The following is a 21,876-nucleotide window of genomic DNA, read 5'->3' on the forward strand; positions in this document are numbered from 1 at the left end:
CGGTTTTCAGCCATTGGCGACTGATCTGCAAGTGGCGCCCCCTACCGTCAGTCGCATGTCCAAGCGATACCTCGCCGTCGCGGCCCTGGCCGCGATCACCCTCCTGGCCGCCCCCCTGCCCGCGCACGCCGCCCCCGCCCAGCCGCTCAAGCTCAGAGGCGGCCTGACCCTCTACCTGCCGATCAAGTGGGAGGTGCGCCGCGTCAGCCCCGACTGGATCCGGGTGGTCACCGGCAGGTGCGCCAAGCCCGGCGGCGCCTACGGCACCGCCGAGTGCGACAGCTTCTGGGTGCTCGGCCCGAAGGCCATCAAGGAGGGCAACGAGCTCTTTTCTCCCTACACCGGTGCCAAACCGTTCTATCCCGCTACCGACGTGCAGCTGTGCCCGCACAACCGCAAGTGGGGCCAGACGCTCGGCGCGGCGAAGGTCAAGGGCCTGCGCCAGGTCGGCCCCGGGCACAAGGCCGCCTACCGCGAGTGGAAGGCCACCTGCGTCTCCTACTCGGGCGGCGCGGTGAAGTCCCGCTACGTGCAGCGCGAGTGGTTCCTGCCCACCACCAAGATCCTGGTCGTCGACCAGTGGAACACGCCCGGCCTGGCCGGCGTGCTCGAGCACGCCGACTGGCGTTAGAGCGCCTGCTGCTCGTCGATGGGCCCCAGAGCGTCGAGCTGGGCCGCCAGCCACTTCTGCGGCGGCAGGGCGGTGGCGGCGGCGTGCAGCTTGTCACGCCGCATCCTGCGTTCGTCCTCCGGCATGACCAGCGCCTCGTGCAGGGCGTCGGCCGTCTCGGTGATGTCGTAGGGGTTGACGACGAGCGCGTGCGGCCCCAGCTCGGCCGCCGCGCCGGCCTCCCGCGACAACACCAGCGCGCATCGCGGCGACAGGATCGGGCCCTCCTTGGCGACCAGGTTCATGCCGTCGCGGATGGGGTTGACCAGCAGGACATCCGCCATCCTGTAGGCGGCCAGCGAGCGCGGATAGTCGTCGTTGACGTTGAGGATCAGCGGATCCCAGTCCTCCGTGGCGTAGGTGTCCTCGATCTCCTGGGCGCAGCGCTGCACCATGGCGGTGTACTCGCGGTATTCGGGCAGGTCGTGCCTGCTGGGGTAGGCGAAGGCCAGGTGCACCACGCGGCCGTGCCACTCGGGGTGGGCGGCGAGGAACTCGCCGTAGGCCACCAGGCCGCGCACGATGTTCTTCGACAGCTCGGTGCGGTCGATGCGGACGATCAGGCTGCGCTCGCCCACCTGCTCCCTGAGCGCCGCCATGTGCGACTCGACGTCGGGCTCGACGGCCCGCTCCCACAGCGCGTCGCCGTCGACGCCCAGGCTGTGGACGCCGATGCGGGTCGTCCTGCCCTGGTGGGTGACGCTGCGCCCGGCGCGGTCGGCCTCCGCGCCCAGGAGAGCCTCACAGCAGTCCATGAACGCCTGGGCCCACCTGTCTGCCAGGAACCCGGCGTGATCGGCTCCCAGAATGCCTTCCAGGACCTCTCTGGCCACAGCGTCGGGCAGCAGGGAGAAGTATTCGGGCGGCGCCCACGGGGTGTGGCTGAAATGGGCGATGCGCAGATCGGGCCGTTCTGCGCGGAGCATCGCCGGGGTCAACGTCAGGTGGTAGTCCTGCACCATCACGCGGGCGCCGTGGCCGGCCTCCTCGGCCAGTGCCAGCGCGAACGCGCCGTTGTAGTCGCGGTAGGACTCCCACTCGCGGGCGAAGCGGGTGCCGAAGCTGGGCGAGTTGGGGATGTCGTAGAGCAGGTGGTTGACGAACCACAGGGTCGAGTTGGCCACGGCGTTGTAGGCGCGGTGGAAGGTGGCGGGCGGGATGTCGAGCATCCGCACCTTGCCGATGTCGTAGCCGGCCTGGTCGATCCGGCCGCCAGGAGTCAGGCGCACGGCGCTGCGGTCGCCGTCGGACAGCGCCGCGCACACCCACAGCACGCCGTCGTCCTTGGTCGCCCCGGACAACCCGGACACCAGGCCGCCCCCGCCGCGTTTCATGGTCAGTTCGCCGTCGTCGGAGACGGTGAAGGAGACAGGTCCTCTGTTGGAGGCCACCAGAACGCTGTTCATCGAGGCTCCTTTCGCCCATAGGATCCCAGCTATGGCGCTAGATGAGCTAACCGAGGAACTCGCCCGCTCCGCCGCCGCCGGAGATCATCGCGCACTTGGCGAACTCCTGGCACGGATCGAGCCTGATGTGATGCGTCACTGCGCCCGAATCCTGCCATATCATCAGGACGCTGAGGAGGCCTCGCAAGACACATTGCTGGCCGTGGCGCGTAACATCGGGCGCTTCGAGGGACGGGCGAGGTTCAGTACCTGGCTGCACATCGTCACGGCCAACTGCGCGCGTACGACGTACCGCTCGCTCAAGCGCAGGGCCGCCGAGCAGACCTCCGACGAGCTGCCCATGCAGAAGCCCGACGTTCGGCGGGTCAGTGTGATCGCGGGCTCGCGGCTCGACCTGCTCGACGCCATGGAGGCGCTGGAGGCCGACAAACCCGACCTGGCTCAGGCGCTGGTTCTGCGCGACATCGTCCAGCTCGACTACAACGAGGTGGCCGAGCAGCTGGGAATTCCGCTCGGCACCGCCAAGTCGCGTATCCACCAGGCACGCAAATACGTACAGGGTGTGCTCGGGGAGGACTATCGCTGAGACTATGCGTCTCATCTGCTGAGACGGATGGTCGTTTGGGTCACTTGGGCGGGTAGAGTCCAATTCAACAACTGAATATTGCTCATCCAGAGGGGTGGAGGGACCGGCCCTGCGAAGCCCCGGCAACCCTCCCGGCTTTCGACTCGCGACCTGGCGAGGCCGACCGGGACAAGGTGCCAATTCCGGTTCGCGGTCAAGGTGGCCGCGGGCGAAGATGAGGGAAGGCCTCGCTTCATGCCGCTTGACTTTGGTCCTGCCGTCGCTCTGTCCTGCCGCGAGTGCGGCACCCGTTACCCCCTCGGCCCCAGTTTCGCGTGTCAGGAGTGTTTCGGGCCGCTTGAGGCGGCCTACTCCTTCGGCGAAGTGACCCGCGCGGACATCGAATCGGGCCCCGCCAACATCTGGCGCTACCGGTCGTTGCTGCCGGTGCCCGCCGACGTCATCAGTAAGCCCAATATGAACCCCGGCTGGACCAAATTGGTCAAGGCCGGAAATCTGGGGCGAGCACTCGGCATCAAGTCCCTGCATGTGAAGGACGACTCGGGCAACCCCACCCACTCCTTCAAGGACCGCGTGGTCGCCATGGCCGTCGAGGCGGCGCGCAACTTCGGTTTCCACACCCTTTCCTGCTCCTCCACCGGCAATCTCGCGGGCGCGGTCACGGCCGCGGCGGCGCGGGCGGGGCTCGAGGCGTGCGTGTTCATCCCCGCGAACCTCGAACACGCCAAGATCGCCATGGCCCGGGTGTTCGGCGGCCGGCTGATCGGCATCGACGGCACCTACGACGAGGTCAACAGGTTCTGCTCGGAACTGATCGGCGACCCGCTCGGCGACAAGTGGGGCTTCGTCAACGTCAACCTGCGGCCCTACTACGCCGAGGGGTCCAAGACGCTCGCGTACGAGATCGCCGAGCAGCTCGGCTGGCGGCTGCCCGAGCAGATCATCATCCCCATCGCCTCCGGCTCGCAGCTCACGAAGATCGACAAGGGCTTCAAGGAGCTGGTGGCGCTGGGGCTGGTCGAGGACACCCCCTACAAGATCTTCGGGGCGCAGGCGGCCGGCTGCTCGCCGGTCTCCACCGCGTACAAGGCGGGACACGACGTCGTCCAGCCGGTCAAGCCCGACACCATCGCCAAGTCGCTGGCCATCGGCAACCCGGCCGACGGCCCGTACGTGCTCGACATCGCCCGGCGCACGGGAGGGGGCGTCGAGGACGTCACCGACCCTGAGATCGTGGCCGCGATCAAGCTGCTGGCCTCGACCGAGGGCATCTTCGCCGAGACCGCCGGCGGGGTGACCGTGGGCGTGCTCAAGAAGCTCGTCGAGACGGGAGCGCTCGACCCGGAGGCCGAGACCGTGGTGCTCAACACCGGCGACGGGCTCAAGACGCTCGACGTGCTCGCCGACGCCAAGCCCACCGCCGTGATCCGGCCCTCTCTCGACGCGTACCGCGCGACTGTCTGACAACCAGGAAAGGCGACTTAAACCATGGCCGTATCTGTGCGGATTCCCACCATTCTGCGTACGTACACCGGCGGCAACGCCGAAGTGAGTGGCGAGGGCGCGACTCTTCGTGACGTGCTCGCCAAGCTCGACTCCGACTACCCGGGGATCGGCGCGAGAATACTTGATGAATCGGGCAAGATTCGACGTTTCGTCAACGTTTATGTTGGGGAAGAGGACGTCCGTTTCGTCGAAGGACTCGACACTCCCGCCCCTGAGGGCGCTCAGATCTCAATCATCCCGGCGGTCGCCGGAGGCTGAGTGCACCACCACACGTGAGAAGGCGCCCCTAGTGGGCGCCTTCTCCATTTCCAGGCCATTTCAACCCTGAACCGCCTTCAGATCGTAGAAATACGTAGTTTGTGGATTGACTCTGTTGCCAAACCCCGTGCCACAGGTATGGTCGAGGGCGATCGTCTGGCTGATTTTCTGTTAAGTCATGCGATTACAGGTCTCGCGGAGGAATGGGCGAGATCTGTGAGCCCAGTAAGAGGAGTCGGAAGTGGCGCAGGGCACCGTCAAGTGGTTCAACGCGGACAAGGGCTACGGCTTCATCGCGGTAGACGGTGGTAAGGATGTATTCGTCCATTACTCAGCGATCCTGATGGACGGGTATCGATCTCTCGAACAGGGGCAGCGCGTCGAGTTCGAGATCACGCAGGGCCAGAAGGGGCCGCAGGCGGAGGCCGTCCGCGCGGTCTGAAAACACCGCTGGTATGCACCGGGCCGGATCGCACGGCAGCGCAGTCCGTGCGAGCCTGCCACCTCCCATTTCGTCGATCCGGGTACGGCGAGTCGTGCGGTGGGCCGCGTCCAGTGGTCCGCCGTAGGTTGCGAGGTTTACCCCCATTAGGGGCGGTTCGCCGTACTGACCTGGGCCAGGACACCCAGGGCCGCAGGCTGTCGCTTGCACTCGGCAGGGTAGAGTGCTAAACAGTCGTTGGCACTCTGTACGGCAGAGTGCCAACACTCGGATCGAGACGATGGGGCCTGCCGAACGGAGATGCAGGCCCATGCCGTCGCGGGCGTCGGCTCGGTCCAGGACAGCCACCCTGCATCTGGGAGGTCTAGCCTTATGGCAGCCAAGATGATCGCGTTTGACGAGGACGCCCGGCGCGGTCTCGAGCGCGGTATGAACCAGCTCGCCGACGCCGTCAAGGTGACCTTGGGCCCCAAGGGCCGCAACGTCGTTCTGGAGAAGAAGTGGGGCGCTCCCACGATCACCAACGACGGTGTGTCCATCGCCAAGGAGATCGAGCTCGAGGACCCGTGGGAGAAGATCGGCGCCGAGCTGGTCAAGGAAGTCGCCAAGAAGACTGACGACGTCGCGGGCGACGGCACCACCACGGCCACCGTGCTCGCCCAGGCGCTGGTGCGTGAGGGTCTGCGCAACGTGGCCGCCGGCGCCAACCCGATGGCTCTGAAGAAGGGCATCGAGGCCGCCGTCGAGCGCGTCAGCGAGGAGCTCTCCAAGCTGGCCAAGGACGTGGAGACCAAGGAGCAGATCGCCTCCACCGCCTCCATCTCCGCGGCCGACCCCGAGATCGGCTCGCTCATCGCCGAGGCGATGGACAAGGTCGGCAAGGAAGGCGTCATCACCGTCGAGGAGAGCAACACCTTCGGCCTCGAGCTCGAGCTCACCGAGGGCATGCGCTTCGACAAGGGCATGACGTCGATGTACTTCGTGACCGACTCCGACCGCATGGAGGCCGTGCTCGAAGACCCGTACATCCTGATCGTCAACGGCAAGGTCTCGGCCAACAAGGACCTGCTGCCGCTGCTCGACAAGGTCGTCCAGTCGGGCAAGCCGCTGCTGATCATCGCCGAGGACGTCGAGGGCGAGGCCCTGGCCACCCTGGTCGTCAACAAGATCCGCGGCCTGTTCCGCTCCGTGGCCGTCAAGGCCCCGGGCTTCGGCGACCGCCGCAAGGCGATGCTGCAGGACATCGCGATCCTGGCCGGCGGGCAGGTGATCTCCGAGGAGGTCGGCCTCAAGCTGGAGAACGCCACCCTCGACCTGCTGGGCCGGGCCCGCAAGGTCGTGGTGACCAAGGACGAGACCACGATCGTGGACGGCGCCGGTGACGCCGAGCAGATCGCCGGGCGGGTCGGCGAGATCCGTGCCGAGATCGAGCGCACCGACTCCGACTACGACCGTGAGAAGCTGCAGGAGCGGCTGGCCAAGCTCGCCGGCGGCGTGGCCGTCATCAAGGCGGGCGCGGCGACCGAGGTCGAGCTGAAGGAGCGCAAGCACCGCATCGAGGACGCCGTTCGCAACGCGAAGGCGGCCGTCGAGGAGGGCATCGTGCCCGGCGGTGGCGTGGCGCTGCTGCAGGCGGGCGCCAAGGCGTTCGACAAGCTGGAGCTCGGCGGCGACGAGGCGACCGGCGCGGCGATCGTGCGCAAGGCGCTGGAGGAGCCGCTCAAGCAGATCGCGGTCAACGCCGGCCTTGAGGGCGGCGTCGTGGTCGAGCGGGTGCGCAACCTCACCCCGGGTGAGGGCCTCAACGCGGCCACCGGCGAGTACGTCAACATGTTCGAGGCGGGCATCCTCGACCCGGCCAAGGTGACGCGCTCGGCGCTGCAGAACGCCGCCTCCATCGCGGCCCTGTTCCTCACCACCGAGGCCGTCATCGCCGAGAAGCCCGAGAAGACCCCTGCCGCTCCGGCCATGCCGGGTGGCGGCGACATGGACTTCTAGGTCTTTTCTTCGCTGTTCATAACAAGAGCGGCCCGGGTTTTCCGGGCCGCTCTTGTTTTCGTTTCCCAGCCATTACGTTTCATAATTGATCCGCTACTTGGAGTGAGGAAAGGTGGTGATCACACGCCTCACCAAAGGAGATGCGGATGTTCTCTCGTACCAAGCGTATTCTCGGCCTCGCCTTCGTGAGCATGGCCGCCGTGGGGGTCATGGCCGTGCCCGCGCACGCCGGCAAGGATTACATCAACGAGGTCGTGATCCTGGAAGAGCTGCAGAGGCCGTTCTGCCTTGCGGCGGCGCAGACCGGGGTAGGGCTCGTCGACGGGCTGGTGTGGAAGGTCATGAACTGCCAGAATCTGACCGGCTGACCTTCAGATCACCATGCGAAAGGCGCCCCGCCAAATGACGGCGGGGCGCCTTTCGTTGTGCGTCAGTCAGATGCCGTACTCGGGGATGATGTGGCCGCGGGCCAGGGTGTTGGCGGTGATGTTGAAACCCACCACCGCCGGGCTGGCGTCGGAGCCCACGCCCAGCTTGTCGACCCCCAGGGCGTGGACGGTGAAGACGTAGCGGTGCGGGGCGCCGGGGGGAGGGGCCGCGCCGCCGTACTGCTTGGTTCCGTAGTCGTTGCGGGCGTGGACCGCCTCCGTGGGCAGCCCCTTGAACTCGGGGCCCGTGCCCGCGCCCGCCGGCAGTTCGGTCACCGAGGCGGGCAGGTCGAACAGTACCCAGTGCCAGAACCCGCTGCCCGTGGGGGCGTCAGGGTCGAAGCAGGTGACGGCGTAACCGCGCGTCTCGGCGGGGGCGCCGGACCAGCGCAGGTGGGGCGAGATGTTCTGGCCCGTCATGCCCCAGTCGTTGAAGACGTGGAGGTCGCTCAGCCTCCCGCCGTCCTGGACGTCGTCGCTCTCGACCGTGAGCGCTGGGACCGAGGGCAGGTGTTCATGGGGAAGCGGTGCGGGCACGACGACCTCCTGGGTTGGCAGCTCCTTGCCCAGCCATCCTAGAAGCGGCCGTGCCCGCCGCGGCTCAGGCCGTCAGCTCGGCCGGCAGTGCCTTGTCGTGCAGGACCGTCAGGGACGTGACCGCGCGGGTCAGGACCACATACAGCCTGGCCAGGCCACGGGGCTCGGCGGCGACGATGTCGGCCGGCTCCACGACGATGACGTGGTCGTACTCCAGACCCTTGGCCAGCGTGGCGGGGACGATCAGGAGGCGGTGCTCCTCGGCCGAGTCGGGGTCGAGGACGGCGTGCGGAAGGTCGGCCAGCTCGTGGGAGGCGCCGGCGACCAGCGCGTCGGGGACGATGACGCCGATCGAGCCCTCCTTGGCCAGGGCGTCCCTGGCGGCCTCGGCGATCGAGCCGGACGGGTGTACCGCGAGCGAGCCCAGACCGGGGCGCAGCGACCGCGGGGCGGCCAGGTCGGGGGCGATGGAGGGGAGCAGGCGGGCGGCGTAGTCGAGGACCTCGCGCGGCACGCGGAAGCCGAGGGTCAGCTCCGTCACCTCGCCCTCGCGCTGCCCCAGGTGCTCAAGGACGGACTCCCACGAGCGGGTCGACCACGGGGTCGTGCCCTGGGCCAGGTCGCCCAGGACGGTGGCCGAGCCGTTGCGGCAGCGCCGGCCGAGCGCCCGTAGCTGCATCTCGGACAGGTCTTGGGCCTCGTCCACCACCAGGTGGCCGAGCGAGGGTGTGCGCTCCATCAGGTCGCGCAGTTCGTCGAGGAGCGCGGCGTCCGCGGCGGACCATTTGGCGGACTTCCAGCTTCGGTAGGGTTTCCGCCAGATGAGCATTTCTTGCTCGTCAGGCGACAAATCGGATTTGGCGGCCTTTTTGGCGGCCTGCGCGAGGAATTCTGGGTCCGACAAAAGCCGATATAGCACCTGTTCCGGGGTCAATTTTGGCCACACCGTATCCACGAGCTGCTTGACCGGCTTCGACCTGGCCACCGCGTCCTGAACCCGGTCGTCGGGCGACTCGCCGCGCTGCTCCATCCTGACCAGCACCATGTGGGCCAGACGCTGCGCCAGAGCCGCCCGGCCCGGGTTGTAGCGGGTGGTGCCGCGCAGGGAGGCCACGATCTCGCGTACCTCGTAGTCGGCCACCCGGAAGCGGTAGGCGCCCTTGGTGAAGACCACGCCCTCCTCGGGCTTGACGATGTGCAGCCACAGGGCGCGTTCGAGCACCGCCGCCATCCTGGCGTCGCCCTTGACCGCGGCCACCAGCGGGCCTTCGGGGGTCGCGTGCTCGCCGAGCAGCCCGGCCACCGTGGTCTGGTCGACCTTGACCTCGCCGAGCGCCGGCAGCACCGAGGAGATGTAGGACAGGAAGGCCTTGTTGGGGCCGACGATCATGACGCCGGACCTGGCCAGCCGCTCGCGGTGGGTGAAGAGCAGGTAGGCCGCGCGGTGGAGGCCGACGGCGGTCTTCCCGGTGCCGGGGGCGCCCTGCACGCAGACCGTCTGGGCCAGGGTGGAGCGGACGATCTCGTCCTGGTCGGGCTGGATGGTGGCGACGATGTCGCGCATCGGGCCGGTGCGGGGGCGTTCGATCTCGTCGGTGAGGATCTTCGACGGGCCGATCTCGCTGCCTTCGCCGAGGGGTTCGTCCTCGAACGCGGTCAGCGCGCCGCCGTGGTAGCCGAAGCGGCGCCGGCGGACGACGCCCATGGGGTCGGCCGGGCTGGCCTGGTAGAAGGCGCGGGACACCGGCGCGCGCCAGTCGATGACCAATGGCTTGCTGTGGCCGTCGTGCACGTGGCGGCGGCCGACGTAGATGGTGCCTGGCAGGTCGTCGCCCGCCGCGCGGTCGAGGCGGCCGAAGAACAGCGGCGTGTCCGGGTGGTCTGCCAGCGCGGCCACGCGCTGGTCGAGCAGCGACTGGAGGATCTGCTGCGACACCCAGTCGCCGGCCGCGTCCGCCGACAACGACTGGGCGTGGGCGCGCATGGCCTTGAGCGCGGCTCTGGAGTCGGCCAGGTGAGTCTGCTCGGAGGCGAGCACGTCGGAGGGTATGTCGGGGGCCAGCTTGTGTGCGGGCATGCGGAAGCGCCTCCCTGAGTAGGTGACGGAGGTGGTTAAGGCAGCGAATCGGCCAGTTTAATAGCGACCGGCGTGGGGTTCCAAAGTGTTTACCGCGTGAGTCCGAAGCCCGGAGGGTAGGGATAGGAGGTGGCGCGGCTCGAACTCCGTTACTCGCCGATCATTCCCACGATCGCGAGCTTCCTGCTCGCGGCGTTGTGGGGGCTGTCGGTGTTCGCGGGCTGGGGCCTGCAGGCCTTCTGTGCCGACGGTGAATCCGTTTCGACGTGCTCGCAGCGTCTTGACAGCGTCTCGACGGTGTCGGGGCTGTTCGCCGCGCTCGCCGCCTGCTGCACGGCGGCGGCGTGGCTTCTGCCGTGGAGCAGACACGACGAGCGCACGTTCGGGCGCCTCATGGGCGCGGGAGTGATCTCCTGGATCGTCGCGGAGGGCGTGCTGTTCCTCGGGGGCCTGCTGGTGGGGTGAGGGGCACCCGGTACCCCCAAAGACAACCAACCTGGAAATACCGAAAATAACGGGCATTTCACGTGGGTTTGTCGGATCATGAGGGTATGTCGCAGGCGGCGTGATAGTACGCAGGTGAGGGGGGTGGTGCGAAATGTCTTCGGCCCGTGGAGTCTCGTGGACGTGATGCCACGCTGATGCCTGGCCGCTCGCCCGAGCGGCCAAGCATCACGGCTCTCACACCCCGCCGTGCACGTCGTCAGCGTCGATGATCTGGTACGCGTACCCCTGCTCGGCCAGGAAACGTTGCCGATGCGCCGCGAACTCCTGGTCGACCGTGTCCCTGCTGACCACCGTGTAGAACCGGGCGCCACCGCCGTCGGCCTTGGGCCGCAACACCCGGCCGAGCCGCTGGGCCTCCTCCTGGCGCGAGCCGAACGTGCCCGACACCTGGATCGCGACGGCCGCCTCCGGCAGGTCGATGGAGAAGTTGGCCACCTTCGACACCACCAGGACCTGGATCTCCTTGTCGCGGAAGGCCTGATAGAGGCGCTCCCGCTCCTTGACCTTGGTCTCGCCCTTGATGACCGGCGCGTTGAGGTGCTCGCCGAGCTCGTCGAGCTGGTCGATGTACTGGCCGATGACCAGCACCTGCTCGCCCAGATGCCGGCGGACCAGCGCCTCGGTCACGTGGGTCTTCGACGGCGTGGTGGCGCAGAAGCGGTAGCGCTCCTCCGACTCGGCCATCGCGTACGCCAGCCGCTCCTCGTCCGACAGTGTGACCCGCACCTCGACGCAGTCGGCCGGCGCGATCCAGCCCTGGTTCTCCATCTCCTTCCACGGCGCGTCGTAACGCTTGGGGCCGATCAGCGAGAACACGTCGCCCTCGCGGCCGTCCTCGCGCACCAGCGTCGCGGTCAGGCCGACGCGCCTGCGGGCCTGAAGGTCGGCGGTCATCCGGAAGATCGGGGCGGGCAGCAGGTGCACCTCGTCGTAGACGATCAGGCCCCAGTCGCGGGCGTCGAACAGCTCCAGATGGCTGTAGACACCCTTACGGCGGGTCGTCATCACCTGGTAGGTGGCGATGGTGACCGGGCGGATCTCCTTCTTCGAGCCGGAGTATTCGCCGATCTCGTCCTCGGTCAGCGACGTGCGCTTGAGCAACTCGGTCTTCCACTGGTGGGCGCTGACCGTGTTGGTGACCATGATCAGGGTCGTGGCCTGGGCGTGGGCCATGGCCGCGGCGCCGACGATGGTCTTGCCTGCCCCGCACGGCAGCACGACCACGCCTGAGCCGCCGTGCCAGAAGGCGTCGGCGGCCTCCTGCTGGTAGGGGCGCAGCGCCCAGCCGTCCTGCATCAGCGTGATGGGGTGCTGCTCGCCGTCGACGTAGCCCGCCAGGTCTTCGGCCGGCCAGCCCAGCTTGAGCAGGGCCTGCTTGACGTTGCCGCGGTCGCTCGGGTGGACGACCACGGAGTCGCCGCCGAGCCGTTCGCCCAGCATCGGCTGGATCTTCTTGGAGCGGAGCACCTCCTCCAGCACCGCCCGGTCCGTGGAGGTCAGGACCAGGCCGTGGACCGGGTCCTTCTCCAGCCGTAGCCGGCCGTACCTGGCCATCGTCTCGGCGACGTCCACGAGCAGCGCGTGCGGCACCGGGTAGCGGCTGAAGCTGATCAGCGCGTCGATGACCTGCTCGGCGTCGTGCCCGGCGGCGCGGGCGTTCCACAGCGCCAGCGGGGTGACGCGGTAGGTGTGCACGTGTTCTGGGGCGCGCTCCAGCTCGGCGAAGGGCGCGATCGCCTTACGGCAGGCGTCGGCCTGGTCGTGGTCGACTTCGAGCAGCAGCGTCTTGTCCGATTGGACGATCAGTGGTCCATCGCTCACTGGCATGTCTCCGTGGGTTCAGTACGGGGGGCCTGGTGCAACAGGACCATCGTCTCCTGATCCCGGCTCGGCCGCTCCGAGACTCCAACAACCAGGGCGCCGAGATTAGTCCGCAGGGCCCGCCGTCAGTCGTCGAACTGGCCGGTCAGGCCGAGGGTGAGGAACGTGCCGATCGCCAGCACGAAACCGAGCCCGAACAGCACCCAGCTCCAGATCACCATCGTACGGGCGCTCTGGGGTTGGGTGCGGGCTCTGCTGAGCGCCATTCCTGCCAGGATCGCGCCGGGCAGCCCGAGGACGTTGCAGCAGGAGACGAGCGCGACGAGGTTGAGCACGAGCGAGACGATGGCGCCCGCATTCGGGCCGGCGTCGCGTGGCGGCTGGTAGCCGTACCCGTAGCCGTACTGCGGGGGCGGCTGCTCGCCGTAGGGTGCTCCGTAAGGCTGGTACGGATACCCCGACGGGTTTTCCTGGCTCATGGTCACCTCCAGACACGTCAACAATTATCACGGAAACCACTGGTGTCTGACCATGGTTCGTGATCTGGTGATGGCTCAGCCGAGCCGGGCGCGCAGCGCCTTACGGTCGAGTTTGAGCACGCTCGTCACCGGCACCGCGTCCACGAAACGCACCTCCCGCGGATACTTCACCCGGCCGACCCGGTCGCGCGCCCACGCGATCAGTTCCTCGGCCGTCACCTGGGCGCCCGGCTTGAGCTGGACGAACGCCACGACCTCCTCCCCGTGCCGCGGGTCGGGGCGGCCGACGACGCCCGACATCACCACGGCGGGGTGCCGGTCGAGCGCGTCCTCGACGTCGCGGGGGAAGACGTTGAAGCCGCCCCGGATGATCAGGTCCTTCTTCCTGTCGACGATGTAGAGGTAGCCGTCGTCGTCCACGCAGCCGATGTCGCCGGTCCGCAGCTCCGTGCCGACCAGCGCCGTGCCCTCGGGGTCGGGCTCGTGCTCGCCCCAGTAGCCGAGCATCAGCGACTCGCCGGAGACGCAGACCTCGCCGACGTCCCCGGCCTCCACGGCCTCGCCCTCGTTGTCGCGGATCGTGATCGTGTAGCCGGCCAGCGGCAGGCCGACGCTGCCCGCCCTGCGCCGGCCCGGCGGGTTGAACGTGGTGACCGCGCTGGTCTCGGTCAGTCCGTAACCTTCGAGGATCTGCACGCCGGGCATCCTGCGCTCGAACTCCTCCAGCGTCTGCCTGCCGAGCGGGGCCGCGCCGCAGGTGAGGTAGGCCAGGTCGGGCAGCGGGTGCGATTCGAGCGGCTCGGCCAGCAGGAGGCGGATCATGGAGGGGACGACGGTGCCGTACTGGACGTGTTGTTCGGCCGCCAGGTTCAGGAACGCCTTCGGCTCGAACCAGCGCATCAGCACCGCCTGCTGGGGGTCGCGCGCGTGCATCCCGGCGACCGAGATGATCAGTCCGTACGCGTGGGAGAGGGGCACAGGCACCAAACCACGATTTTTCCCCTCTTGATGGGATATTTCATAGGCGTCCTTGGCCACCTGCCAGAGGCCCCGATGGCTCAGCATCACGCCCTTGGCCCTGCCCGTGGTGCCGCCCGTGTACATGAGGGCGGCCAGGTCGCCCGGGTCTCTGGTCACGGGCCCGCGCTCGGAGGCGCGTTCGAGGTCGGTCGTGTCCACAAATGTTGGGATCTCGATGCCCGTGGCGCGTACCGTGCCGACCAGTTCGGGCGACGTGACGATCGCGGAGGCCCCGCTGTCGGTGAGGATGTGGCGCAGCTCCTCGGGCCCCACCAGGAACACCACCGGCGTCACCACCGCGCCCGCGGCCCACAGCGCCTGGTAGATCAGCGGCACCTCTGGACAGGTCGCCATCATCACGACCACCCGGTCACCGGGCCGCACCCCAGCCTCGGCGAACCCGCCGCACATCCGGCGCGCCCGTTCGGCGAGCGTGTGGCTGCGGTGCCAGACCCCTTCGTAGAACACCGATTCGTGGTCGTCGAAGCGGTTCCATGACTCCTCGGCCAACTGGCCCAGCGTCTGCTCGGTCACATGCCCAACCTGATGTGACGGCGGTTGCGCCGTCAAGCCTTGACTAGGCTGTGTGGGGCGGGCCGGTATGCAACGTAAATAGACATAAATCTCCTTATATAGTCATTCGTGTTTTCTCGTTGGGCTAGATCGTGTATTGGTGGAGATCAAGGGGTGGCAGGGCCGGTCATGCACGACCGGCCGGCGGCCCCGGTGGTGAGCTCGCGAGAGGATGCCTGGTCAGACGGGCAATGTGACATAGCGCGGCTCTCTGGTATTAAGCGAAAAATCTCGTTAGGCAAGAATATTTCCCGTAGAAAACCTTCATAGTAAGACCCGAGGTGACTTTCGTGACCGACACGCCTGAACCAGGCGGGATCGACCTCGACGACATAACGCCCAGGCTGAAGGCCGTCAACGACCACCTGCGAACCGTGGCCGCCCCGATCACCGGGGACCTGGAGCGGAGGGAGGCCGACGCGCTGCTCCGCTCGTACCTGGAGCCCGGCGGTTTCTCCGAGGCCGTGCGCAAGCTGGCCATCCGCCACCTGCTGGTCCTGGTCGGCGACGACGACACGGGTCGCCGATTAGGGGCCATCGCGCTGCTGTCACGCATGTCGCTGGCCGAGAGCAGGATCACGGTCCTGTCACCGGCCACCACCGCGTCCGAGCTGCTGTCCGGGACCGAGTACGGGCCGGGCCGGGCCTACCTGCTCCACGACTGGATCACCGCGAGCACCGACAGGATCGAGCTGGTCAACCTGTCCCGCAAGCTGGCCGAGCTCGGCTCCTACCTGGTCGTCACCCGCGACGGACCGCTCTCCCAGGCGATCGAGGTCGAACAGCCGTGGGCCGTGCCCGACCCGCGCGAGCTGTTCGACCTGTGTCTCAGCGCGTTCGGCCTGCGGGCGGGCCGCAGCTCCGAAGAGCTCGCCAGCGCCAGGGACCTGGCGCCGACCCTGCCGACGCCCGCCGCCGTCGTACGCCTGGCCAGCCGGCTGACCTCCGACGACGCGCCGGAGAACGAGGAGGTGGCGGCCTGGTTCGACACCAAGCCGCCGATGCGGGAGGTGCTGGCCGCAGCGGCGCCGGCGTTCGCGCACGGGCTGCCCGAGACGGTCTTCAAGCCGCTGCTGGCCAGGCTGGAGAGGCTCTGCGACGAGGAGTCGCCGTCCGGGCCGCATCCGCTCCTCACCGTCTCCGACGGCCTCGTCGTCTTCCGCGCGCCGGGACAGCGCGCGCAGGTGCTGGCCGAACTGGTCGCACGGTATGGGTACTGGGTGTGGCAGCCGCTGCGCGAGTGGGTTCGCTCGCTGGCCCGGGAGGGGCCGGAGGTCGGCGTACAGGCCGCCGAAGGGGTGGCGCTGCTGGCGGCGTGCTCGTTCGACGAGACCCGGCAGGAGATCGTGGAGATCTGGGCCAGAGGGGACGCCGGGGAGCGGGAGATGGCGGGGCACGCGCTGTCGTACATGTGCGCCGACGACACCCTGGCACCCGAGGCACTCCGGCTCGCGCTGACCTGGACCGCCGACCCCGACACGGCGACGACTGCGGCTCTTGCGCTGGCCGGCGGGCTGTCGGTGCGCTACCCGGGTGACGCCGCGAAGCACCTGCAACTGCTGGCAGCAAGCGACGACCCAGCCGCGCCGGTAGCCGAGCAGGCGCGCGCGCGGGTCGCCCTTTGAGACCGTGGTTCCTGTTTCCATCCTGCACGCGCTGCCGTGGCCGGCCACTCGCCGCAGTTGGCCGGCCTCTATCCAGGGAAACGCCCGCTGACCGTGGTGCTGTTGTCCATCAGGTACGCGCTGCCGTGGCCATCCACCCGCCGCAGCTGGCCGGCCTCCATCCAGGGAAACGCCAGCTGACCGTTCAGTGGCGCACCACCGCTACGAAGCGCCTCCTGGGCCGATTCCGTGGTCATGCGACACCACGGAGTCGGGCAACTTGGGCTCGCGTAACGGCGAGGTAGCGGTGAAGGGTCAGAAGCTGTTTCCTGGAGGGCCATCTGCCGGAGTGCGGTGGGTGGCCGGCCGTGGCAGCGCGTACAGGATGAAAGTAAAACGGGTTAGAGGCCGGAGACGCCTGTGATGCGGTGGAGGGCGAAGCGGTGGACGGCGGCTCTGGTTTCGTCGTAGGCCGTCAGGTAGCCGCCCTCCATCCGGGCCGGCTCCAGGATGCGCGAGGTCGCGTTCCCCTGCGAGTCGGTATAGCCGATCCACACCCGGACGCCCTGTTTGATCGCCTCCTGCAGCGCCGAGATCGTGGCGGTCGCGGGCCCGCGCGGCACCTGGCCGCCCGGCGCGTCCATGGGTTCGCGCCGCGCCAGGTGCGCCGCGTCGCCGGCCCGCAGCGCGCGCACGGCCGCCGCCGCCACGCCGGGGTCGAGGCCGTTCTGGGCGGCCACGGGGCGGGCGGGGGCGACCGCCTCGGTGCGGCGGACGTCGAGCTGCGAGATGATCACGTCGCCGTCGAGCGACTCGGCGACGGGCGCGTACCCCATGGCCCGCAGCGAGTCGACCAGCGCCGCCCTGGAGGAGCGGGAGGCGATGACGGTGGGCGCCAGCCGCCGCAGCCGCAGCGCGGCGGAGCGGCGGTCGGCGGTGATCTGGTCGAGCAGCGCGGGGTCGTCGCAGCGGATGTAGGCGCTGGCGGTGCCGACGCGGATGCGGCCGTGGCGCCGCGCCACGTCGGTCACCAGGTATGACAGTGCCTGCGGGACCGGCGTGGCCGAGTGGCGGGCCAGCATGGAGACCAGCTCCTCGCCGCCGTGTCCCGCGTCGAGCGCCCGGCGGATGGAGGTCTCGCTGAACCGGTAGACCGTGGCCCCGCCCTTCGACTCGACGTCGGCGGTGAGCGTCATCCAGCGGTTGAGCTCGCTGGTCAGCGGCCCTGGCGCGACGGCGGTGAGGTCGGCCTGGAGCAGCACGTGGTCGACGGGCTCAGGCAGCAGCGGCGCGAGCACTCCCGCAGGGTCGGCGCCGTCGAGCAGCCCGCGTCCGTGTGCCGACAGCACGCCCAGCCCGGTCATGCCGACCTGCTCGGCCTCCCGCAGCGCGAACTCGGTGAGCTGCTCGCGCAGCGGCCCCCGTCGGCGCGGCTGCTCCCAGGCCAGCCGTTCGAGCACGGAGTCGCGGGCGGGGGCCAGGCCGGGGGCGGAGGCCAGCACGCCGAGCGTGGCCGACCTGATCCCCGGGGCGGACGAACGGCGCAGATCGGTGTGGAGCGCGTTGAGCGGCCTGTCACGCTCGTCGCTGCGTTTGATGGTCGCGCCCGCTTCGCCACTCGTTGGCATCGCTGCGCCCGCTCTCTCCTGGCGAGCTCCTGCGCTCCGGGTGCCGACCAGCCCCGGCATACGGTCCATGTGCAGCCACGTGGCGGCCAGCGTCACCCAGCGCTCGGCCGTGGCCCTGATCCGCCACAGGTCGTAGCCGGGGGTGGGCAGCCACTCGCCGTCCACGCCGCCGCCGGCCGCGATCAGCCCGGCCGCGTGCGCGACCTCGATCACCAGCGCCGCCGCCCACTCGGGCAAGTCCAGCTCGGTCGCCGCGCGTTTCAGGTCGCGCACGCCCAGCCCGCCCGTGCGCAGCACGCCCGGCGGCTCGATGCTCCACCGCTCGCACAGCTCCTCGACCGACCTGACGAACCAGAACGCCTGCCCGGCCGCCGTCCTGTCGGCCAGCTGACGGTCGCGCGCGGAGCCTTGGAGCGGCGGGGGGACGGCGAGCAGGTCGCGGTGGACCCGGCCGCCCCGCAGGTAGAGGCCCACTTCGCGGGGCAGGGCCACGCTCTCCTCACCGGTGGCCGCCAGCAGCCCTCTGGCCAGCAGCTCCTCGATGGGCGAACGGGCGGAGCCGACGCGTACCTCGCGCCTGGCGTTGGGCACGCGCCCCGTCGGCGGGCCCCAGACGAGCTGGTCGAGCGCCCCCCTGGCCTCGGGCGAGACGGCCTCGACCAGCTTGCCGGGCGCGGCCAGCGCGGCCGCCAGGCGTTCCTTGCCCGTGCCGGAGGTGCCGGGGGCGACGTCGTCGGCCATCTCCTCAAGCTGCTCGGGGGCGTGGTGGCGGAAGGCGTCGACGGCTCTGGGGCCGAGCCCGGCCGGGTCTTCGAGCGCTTTGCGTACGCCGGGGCCCAGGTCGAGCGCGTCGTCGGCGCCGTATACGAGGGCCAGGTCGCACAACCTGTCGAGCGCGGCCGTCAGCGCGGGCTCGGGGCCGCTGTCGTCGCTCAGGGCCGCGCCGACCAGCTCGCGCAGCCGTTGCCTGGGCACGGGACCGTCCTGCACGGCCAGGGTCTCGACGACGGCGAGCGTGAAGCGGTCGAGCCTGTCGAGCACCCTGGCGACGGCAGAAGGGCTGCCCGCGCGCGAGGCCAGGCCTTCCAAGTGTGCGGGCACCGGAGTGATCAGCTCGGGACGCGCGGAGACGAGCGCCCGTAGCTGGTCGTCGGTGCGCCCCCTGATCCACTCCGTGAACTCCATCGTTGCCATGGTATGTCCCCCCTGATTGGGGCAGCATTGCTTGACGTGATTGAGCGAGCTGATCAACTGGTACTGAACTACGTCTCCCAAGCGGCCGATGCCGCCCACGGCGTGCTCAGAGCCGACCAGCGGCTCGACTTCGTCAAACGGCTGCGCGCCAGGATCGAGGTCGAGCGGCACGGCAGTCAGAACGCCCGTGAGGTGTCGAAGGTGCTGGCCAGGTTCGGCGATCCGGCGGCCCTGGTGCAGGAGGAAGCCCGCAGGCTGGCCGAGGCCGCAGGGGAGGAGGCCCCTGCCGTCCCTGCTCTCGCGGCTCAGCGGTCCGGCTCCACGCTACGATTCCCGGCGATCGTCGACGATCGTGACGCGCCGACCGGTGTCCGGAGGATCGCGGAGGAACGGTTCGGCGGGCGGCCGTCCAGGGGGCTGCCGTTCGCGGGGCTGCGCAGGGCGGCGATGTTCAGCGCCAACCCGATGGCCACCGGCGGCAGGGACGCCAGGACGGTCGTCAAGGAGCATCCGCGCGACACGGCCGCCCTGGTGATCCTGGTGGTGGCGGCGCTGCTGGTGCCGTTCGACCTGGTGCCGGTCGCGATCTTCGAGGTGCCCGTGGTGGTGTGGGCGGTGGGCGCGGCGCTCGTGTTGTTCAGCGACAGCTGGAACACCGGCGACAAGCTCGCCGGCGCCGTGGCGCCGCTGCTCGGCTACTCGCTCGGCGGGGCGCTCATCGGCGGTCTGCGCGTGGGGCCGCAGGCCGGGTTCGAGGCGTTCGTCACGCAGTTCTTCGACGTCAGCGGCACGATGTTCATGATCGGGACGGGAATCGGCGTGGTCTGGCTGGCCTACCGGCTGCTCGACCTCAACTGACGCTCAACTCACTGGGGCAGGGCTCGGAAGCAGGCCGACGGCCAGACGTACCCAGGCGGCGACGAACTGGTCCTTCTCGGCGTGTCCCGGCAGCTCGCCCACGGTCTCCTGGAACAGCCGATAGTGCACCACGGAGCCGCCCAGCACCGCCGCGATGCCCTTCCAGTCGACCTTGACGTCTCGGTACTCCGGCTGCGCCTGGAACCAGGTGACGATCGCGTCGAACATCGGCTGCAGCAGCCCCTCGCGCACCACGGTGACGAGTTCGGGGAACTGGCTCAGGTCGCGGAAGAAGACGCGGGTCAGCTCCGACTCCTCGCGCACCTTGGCCAGCCCGGCGCGGCACAGGACCGACAGCCGTTCCTCCAGGTTCTCGGAGGACTCCATGGCGCTCAGCGCGGCCAGGCTCTCGGCGACCTGGACCCTGGTACGGCCGGCGTGTTCGTTGATCGCCGCGGAGAGCACCTCGTACTTGGACTTGAAGTGCCTGTAGAGCCCTCCGGCGCCAGGAGACAGCCCTGAGGCGGCCTCGATCTCGGCCACGGACGTGGCGGAGTAGCCTCGCTCGGCGAACAGCCGCAAGGCCTCATCGATGATCCGCTCACGGGTCGATCTGGTCATGTCTGTGCAGATACCTCCGCCAAGAGAGTAGTCGTTTCACGTGCGGTCCTGCTCATGGGGCGGCCCGCCGGACGAGGCCCGCCAGGGCGGAGCCGATGATCAACCAGACGATCGCGGCCAGGCCGTAGTTGACCATCGCGGTCCATCGCGGGTCGGCGAGCTGGAACAGGTTGGCCAGGCCCAGCGACAACACCCCGGCCAGCGACTCGACGAACTGGTACCAGACGTTGGCCGGGTTCGCCTTGAACGCCGTGAACACCGCGTAAAGCACCAGGGCGAGCGCGGCCACCTTGGAGGCGAGTTTCACCAGGTAGACCACGGTTGAGACGGCGCGTTGCCGGGTCGTTGCGGGGCGTCCGCCCGGCAGGGCGGGCCGGTGCGGGCGGGGCGGGGCCGAGGAGGCGACGAGCCGGTCTCCGGGTTGCGGCGGTTTGGGGGTGTGGGGCACGGCCGCTCCTCTCCGATAAGTAATTCCTTTCTTCCCATTCCTGGGGGCGTGGAACAAGGGCAGTTTCGCGGCGAAGGGGGCTGTTTGGCATCCTGCACCTGTGGCGACTTCGGTGGGATTCGACCTTGACATGACATTGGCGGACACGCGGTCCGGGATCGCGGCTGTTTACGATGAGCTGTCCGTGCGTTTGGGCGTGGTCTTTGACAGTGCGGCGATCGTGCGCCGGCTGGGGCCGCCGTTGGAGATGGAGCTGGCGAACTGGTTGCCGGCTGGGGAGGTGGCCGCGGCGGCCGATCTGTATCGGGCGATATATCCGGACGTGGGGGTTCCGGTGCACACCGCCATGGCGGGCGCGTACGACGCCATCGCCGCCGTACGCGCCGCGGGCGGCCGGGTCATCGTGGTCACGGGAAAGAACCGGCGTGACGCGATCGGAACGGTCGACGTGCTCGGGCTATCCGTGGACGAAGTCGTCGGCTCGGTTTTCGGCGCAGCGAAGGGAACGGCACTCGCGCGGTTCGGCGCGGCGGCTTATGTTGGTGACCACGTCATGGACATCGAGGCGGCCCGCGCCGGTGGCGCCGTCAGCGTGACGGTGGCGACCGGTCCGTACACAGTGGGAGAGCTGCGTGATCACGGAGCAGATGTGGCGCTAGGCGATCTGACCGAATTCGGCGCCTGGTTCGCTGGTTGGCGCGAGCGCGAGGAACTCAGGTAATTGTCCGGCATTTACCTGGTCGCCCCAGAGCGCTTCGGGGCATAACCTACATCCATCTATTGTCTTTTCGACTGTTTGAACGAGGTCCTCCTGTGCCGAGTGGCAAGGTCAAGTGGTACGACGCCGACAAGGGTTTCGGCTTCCTCACCCGCGACGACGGCGGTGAGGTCTTCGTGCATTCCTCAGCGCTTCCCACTGGTGCGGGCCCGCTGAAGCCCGGCCAGAAGGTCGAGTTCGGGGTGGCCGAGGGGCGCAGGGGGCAGCAGGCGCTGTCCGTCAGAATCCTGGAGCAGCCGCCGACGCTGGCCAAGACGAAGCCCAAGGGCAAGCGGAAGAAGCCGGACGAGATGGTGGTCATCGTCGAGGACCTGATCAAGCTGCTTGATGACGTCTCGACCTCCTACCAGCGGGGCAAGCACCCTGACGCGGCGCACGCCAAGAAGATCGCGCAGGTGCTCAGGGCCGTCGCCGACGACCTGGACGCCTGATCGCTC

Annotated in this window: 22 protein-coding genes and 1 riboswitch; of the genes, 12 read left to right on the forward strand and 10 right to left on the reverse strand. The window is 68.9% G+C overall.

What is annotated here, in order from left to right; all coding sequences use genetic code 11:
• Positions 1-55: 55 nt before the first annotated feature.
• The gene (locus ACFOY2_RS38480) at positions 56-631 is read left to right on the forward strand and encodes a hypothetical protein (protein ID WP_379533043.1); all 576 of its coding nucleotides are present in this window, start codon (positions 56-58) and stop codon (positions 629-631) included.
• Here ACFOY2_RS38480 and ACFOY2_RS38485 read toward each other — a convergent pair.
• Positions 628-2,076, reverse strand: a complete 1,449-nt coding sequence (locus tag ACFOY2_RS38485; RefSeq protein WP_379533044.1) for an alpha,alpha-trehalose-phosphate synthase (UDP-forming) — start codon at positions 2,074-2,076, stop codon at positions 628-630. The two genes, ACFOY2_RS38480 and ACFOY2_RS38485, sit on opposite strands and share 4 nt — an antisense overlap.
• A 31-nt stretch (positions 2,077-2,107) precedes the next feature.
• On the opposite strand from ACFOY2_RS38485, the gene ACFOY2_RS38490 reads away from it, so the two are divergent.
• From ACFOY2_RS38490 to ACFOY2_RS38515, 6 genes are all read left to right on the forward strand, one after another.
• Entirely contained in the window at positions 2,108-2,662 is a 555-nt protein-coding gene (locus tag ACFOY2_RS38490) for an RNA polymerase sigma factor (protein ID WP_188197597.1), read from the forward strand.
• Positions 2,663-2,741: 79 nt separating this feature from the next.
• A riboswitch (SAM riboswitch) is annotated at positions 2,742-2,883 on the forward strand.
• A 13-nt stretch (positions 2,884-2,896) separates the two neighbouring features.
• The gene (thrC, locus tag ACFOY2_RS38495; RefSeq protein WP_379533045.1) at positions 2,897-4,126 is read left to right on the forward strand and encodes a threonine synthase; all 1,230 of its coding nucleotides are present in this window, start codon (positions 2,897-2,899) and stop codon (positions 4,124-4,126) included.
• Positions 4,127-4,150: 24 nt separating this feature from the next.
• Complete coding sequence (locus tag ACFOY2_RS38500; protein ID WP_379533046.1) at positions 4,151-4,426, forward strand: MoaD/ThiS family protein; 276 nt, start codon at positions 4,151-4,153, stop codon at positions 4,424-4,426.
• Positions 4,427-4,667: 241 nt separating this feature from the next.
• A complete protein-coding gene (locus ACFOY2_RS38505) occupies positions 4,668-4,868 on the forward strand; it encodes a cold-shock protein (RefSeq protein ID WP_357831957.1) in 201 nt (66 codons plus the stop codon).
• 372 nt (positions 4,869-5,240) lie between these two features.
• On the forward strand, positions 5,241-6,866 hold the full coding sequence (gene groL, locus ACFOY2_RS38510; protein ID WP_357831954.1) for a chaperonin GroEL: 1,626 nt from the start codon (positions 5,241-5,243) through the stop codon (positions 6,864-6,866).
• Between the two features lie 146 nt (positions 6,867-7,012).
• Entirely contained in the window at positions 7,013-7,234 is a 222-nt protein-coding gene (locus ACFOY2_RS38515) for a hypothetical protein (RefSeq protein WP_379533047.1), read from the forward strand.
• Positions 7,235-7,300: 66 nt separating this feature from the next.
• Here the strand turns inward: ACFOY2_RS38515 and ACFOY2_RS38520 are convergent, their stop codons facing one another.
• Both ACFOY2_RS38520 and ACFOY2_RS38525 read right to left on the reverse strand, forming a co-directional pair.
• Positions 7,301-7,831, reverse strand: coding sequence for a YbhB/YbcL family Raf kinase inhibitor-like protein (locus ACFOY2_RS38520; RefSeq protein WP_379533048.1), 531 nt, complete (start codon positions 7,829-7,831; stop codon positions 7,301-7,303).
• A 64-nt stretch (positions 7,832-7,895) separates the two neighbouring features.
• Complete coding sequence (locus tag ACFOY2_RS38525; protein ID WP_379533049.1) at positions 7,896-9,908, reverse strand: HelD family protein; 2,013 nt, start codon at positions 9,906-9,908, stop codon at positions 7,896-7,898.
• A 129-nt stretch (positions 9,909-10,037) separates the two neighbouring features.
• On the opposite strand from ACFOY2_RS38525, the gene ACFOY2_RS38530 reads away from it, so the two are divergent.
• Entirely contained in the window at positions 10,038-10,373 is a 336-nt protein-coding gene (locus ACFOY2_RS38530) for a hypothetical protein (RefSeq protein WP_379533050.1), read from the forward strand.
• A gap of 216 nt (positions 10,374-10,589) precedes the next feature.
• On the opposite strand, the gene ACFOY2_RS38535 is transcribed toward ACFOY2_RS38530, so the two are convergent.
• The 3 genes from ACFOY2_RS38535 to ACFOY2_RS38545 form a co-directional block, all read right to left on the reverse strand.
• Positions 10,590-12,242, reverse strand: a complete 1,653-nt coding sequence (locus ACFOY2_RS38535) for a DNA repair helicase XPB (RefSeq protein WP_379533051.1) — start codon at positions 12,240-12,242, stop codon at positions 10,590-10,592.
• Between the two features lie 119 nt (positions 12,243-12,361).
• Positions 12,362-12,715: a DUF4190 domain-containing protein gene (locus tag ACFOY2_RS38540; protein ID WP_379533052.1), complete on the reverse strand. Its 354-nt coding sequence runs from the start codon at positions 12,713-12,715 to the stop codon at positions 12,362-12,364.
• A 75-nt stretch (positions 12,716-12,790) separates the two neighbouring features.
• On the reverse strand, positions 12,791-14,269 hold the full coding sequence (locus ACFOY2_RS38545) for an AMP-binding protein (RefSeq protein ID WP_379533053.1): 1,479 nt from the start codon (positions 14,267-14,269) through the stop codon (positions 12,791-12,793).
• A 329-nt stretch (positions 14,270-14,598) separates the two neighbouring features.
• Between ACFOY2_RS38545 and ACFOY2_RS38550 the strand changes: the two genes are divergently transcribed.
• Positions 14,599-15,933: a hypothetical protein gene (locus tag ACFOY2_RS38550; RefSeq protein ID WP_379533054.1), complete on the forward strand. Its 1,335-nt coding sequence runs from the start codon at positions 14,599-14,601 to the stop codon at positions 15,931-15,933.
• 68 nt (positions 15,934-16,001) lie between these two features.
• Here the strand turns inward: ACFOY2_RS38550 and ACFOY2_RS38555 are convergent, their stop codons facing one another.
• Both ACFOY2_RS38555 and ACFOY2_RS38560 read right to left on the reverse strand, forming a co-directional pair.
• Positions 16,002-16,169, reverse strand: a complete 168-nt coding sequence (locus tag ACFOY2_RS38555) for a hypothetical protein (protein WP_379533055.1) — start codon at positions 16,167-16,169, stop codon at positions 16,002-16,004.
• Positions 16,170-16,313: 144 nt separating this feature from the next.
• On the reverse strand, positions 16,314-18,725 hold the full coding sequence (locus tag ACFOY2_RS38560; protein ID WP_379533056.1) for a helicase-associated domain-containing protein: 2,412 nt from the start codon (positions 18,723-18,725) through the stop codon (positions 16,314-16,316).
• Between the two features lie 45 nt (positions 18,726-18,770).
• On the opposite strand from ACFOY2_RS38560, the gene ACFOY2_RS38565 reads away from it, so the two are divergent.
• Positions 18,771-19,592, forward strand: coding sequence for a hypothetical protein (locus ACFOY2_RS38565; protein WP_379533057.1), 822 nt, complete (start codon positions 18,771-18,773; stop codon positions 19,590-19,592).
• A gap of 3 nt (positions 19,593-19,595) precedes the next feature.
• Here ACFOY2_RS38565 and ACFOY2_RS38570 read toward each other — a convergent pair whose 3' ends face one another.
• Both ACFOY2_RS38570 and ACFOY2_RS38575 read right to left on the reverse strand, forming a co-directional pair.
• Positions 19,596-20,213 carry a TetR/AcrR family transcriptional regulator gene (locus ACFOY2_RS38570; protein ID WP_379533058.1) on the reverse strand — a complete coding sequence of 206 codons (618 nt, stop codon included), beginning with the start codon at positions 20,211-20,213 and terminating at the stop codon, positions 19,596-19,598.
• A 52-nt stretch (positions 20,214-20,265) separates the two neighbouring features.
• Positions 20,266-20,661 carry a hypothetical protein gene (locus tag ACFOY2_RS38575; RefSeq protein ID WP_379533059.1) on the reverse strand — a complete coding sequence of 132 codons (396 nt, stop codon included), beginning with the start codon at positions 20,659-20,661 and terminating at the stop codon, positions 20,266-20,268.
• A 100-nt stretch (positions 20,662-20,761) separates the two neighbouring features.
• Here ACFOY2_RS38575 and ACFOY2_RS38580 point away from each other — a divergent pair, with 100 nt between their 5' ends.
• Both ACFOY2_RS38580 and ACFOY2_RS38585 read left to right on the forward strand, forming a co-directional pair.
• Positions 20,762-21,382 (forward strand): HAD family hydrolase, encoded by a 621-nt coding sequence (locus tag ACFOY2_RS38580; protein ID WP_379533060.1) that lies wholly within the window; start codon positions 20,762-20,764, stop codon positions 21,380-21,382.
• Between the two features lie 92 nt (positions 21,383-21,474).
• Positions 21,475-21,870, forward strand: coding sequence for a cold-shock protein (locus ACFOY2_RS38585; protein WP_326634559.1), 396 nt, complete (start codon positions 21,475-21,477; stop codon positions 21,868-21,870).
• Positions 21,871-21,876 lie beyond the last annotated feature (6 nt).

The sequence above is a fragment of the Nonomuraea purpurea genome (genome assembly GCF_042650645.1).
Taxonomy (GTDB): domain Bacteria; phylum Actinomycetota; class Actinomycetes; order Streptosporangiales; family Streptosporangiaceae; genus Nonomuraea; species Nonomuraea purpurea.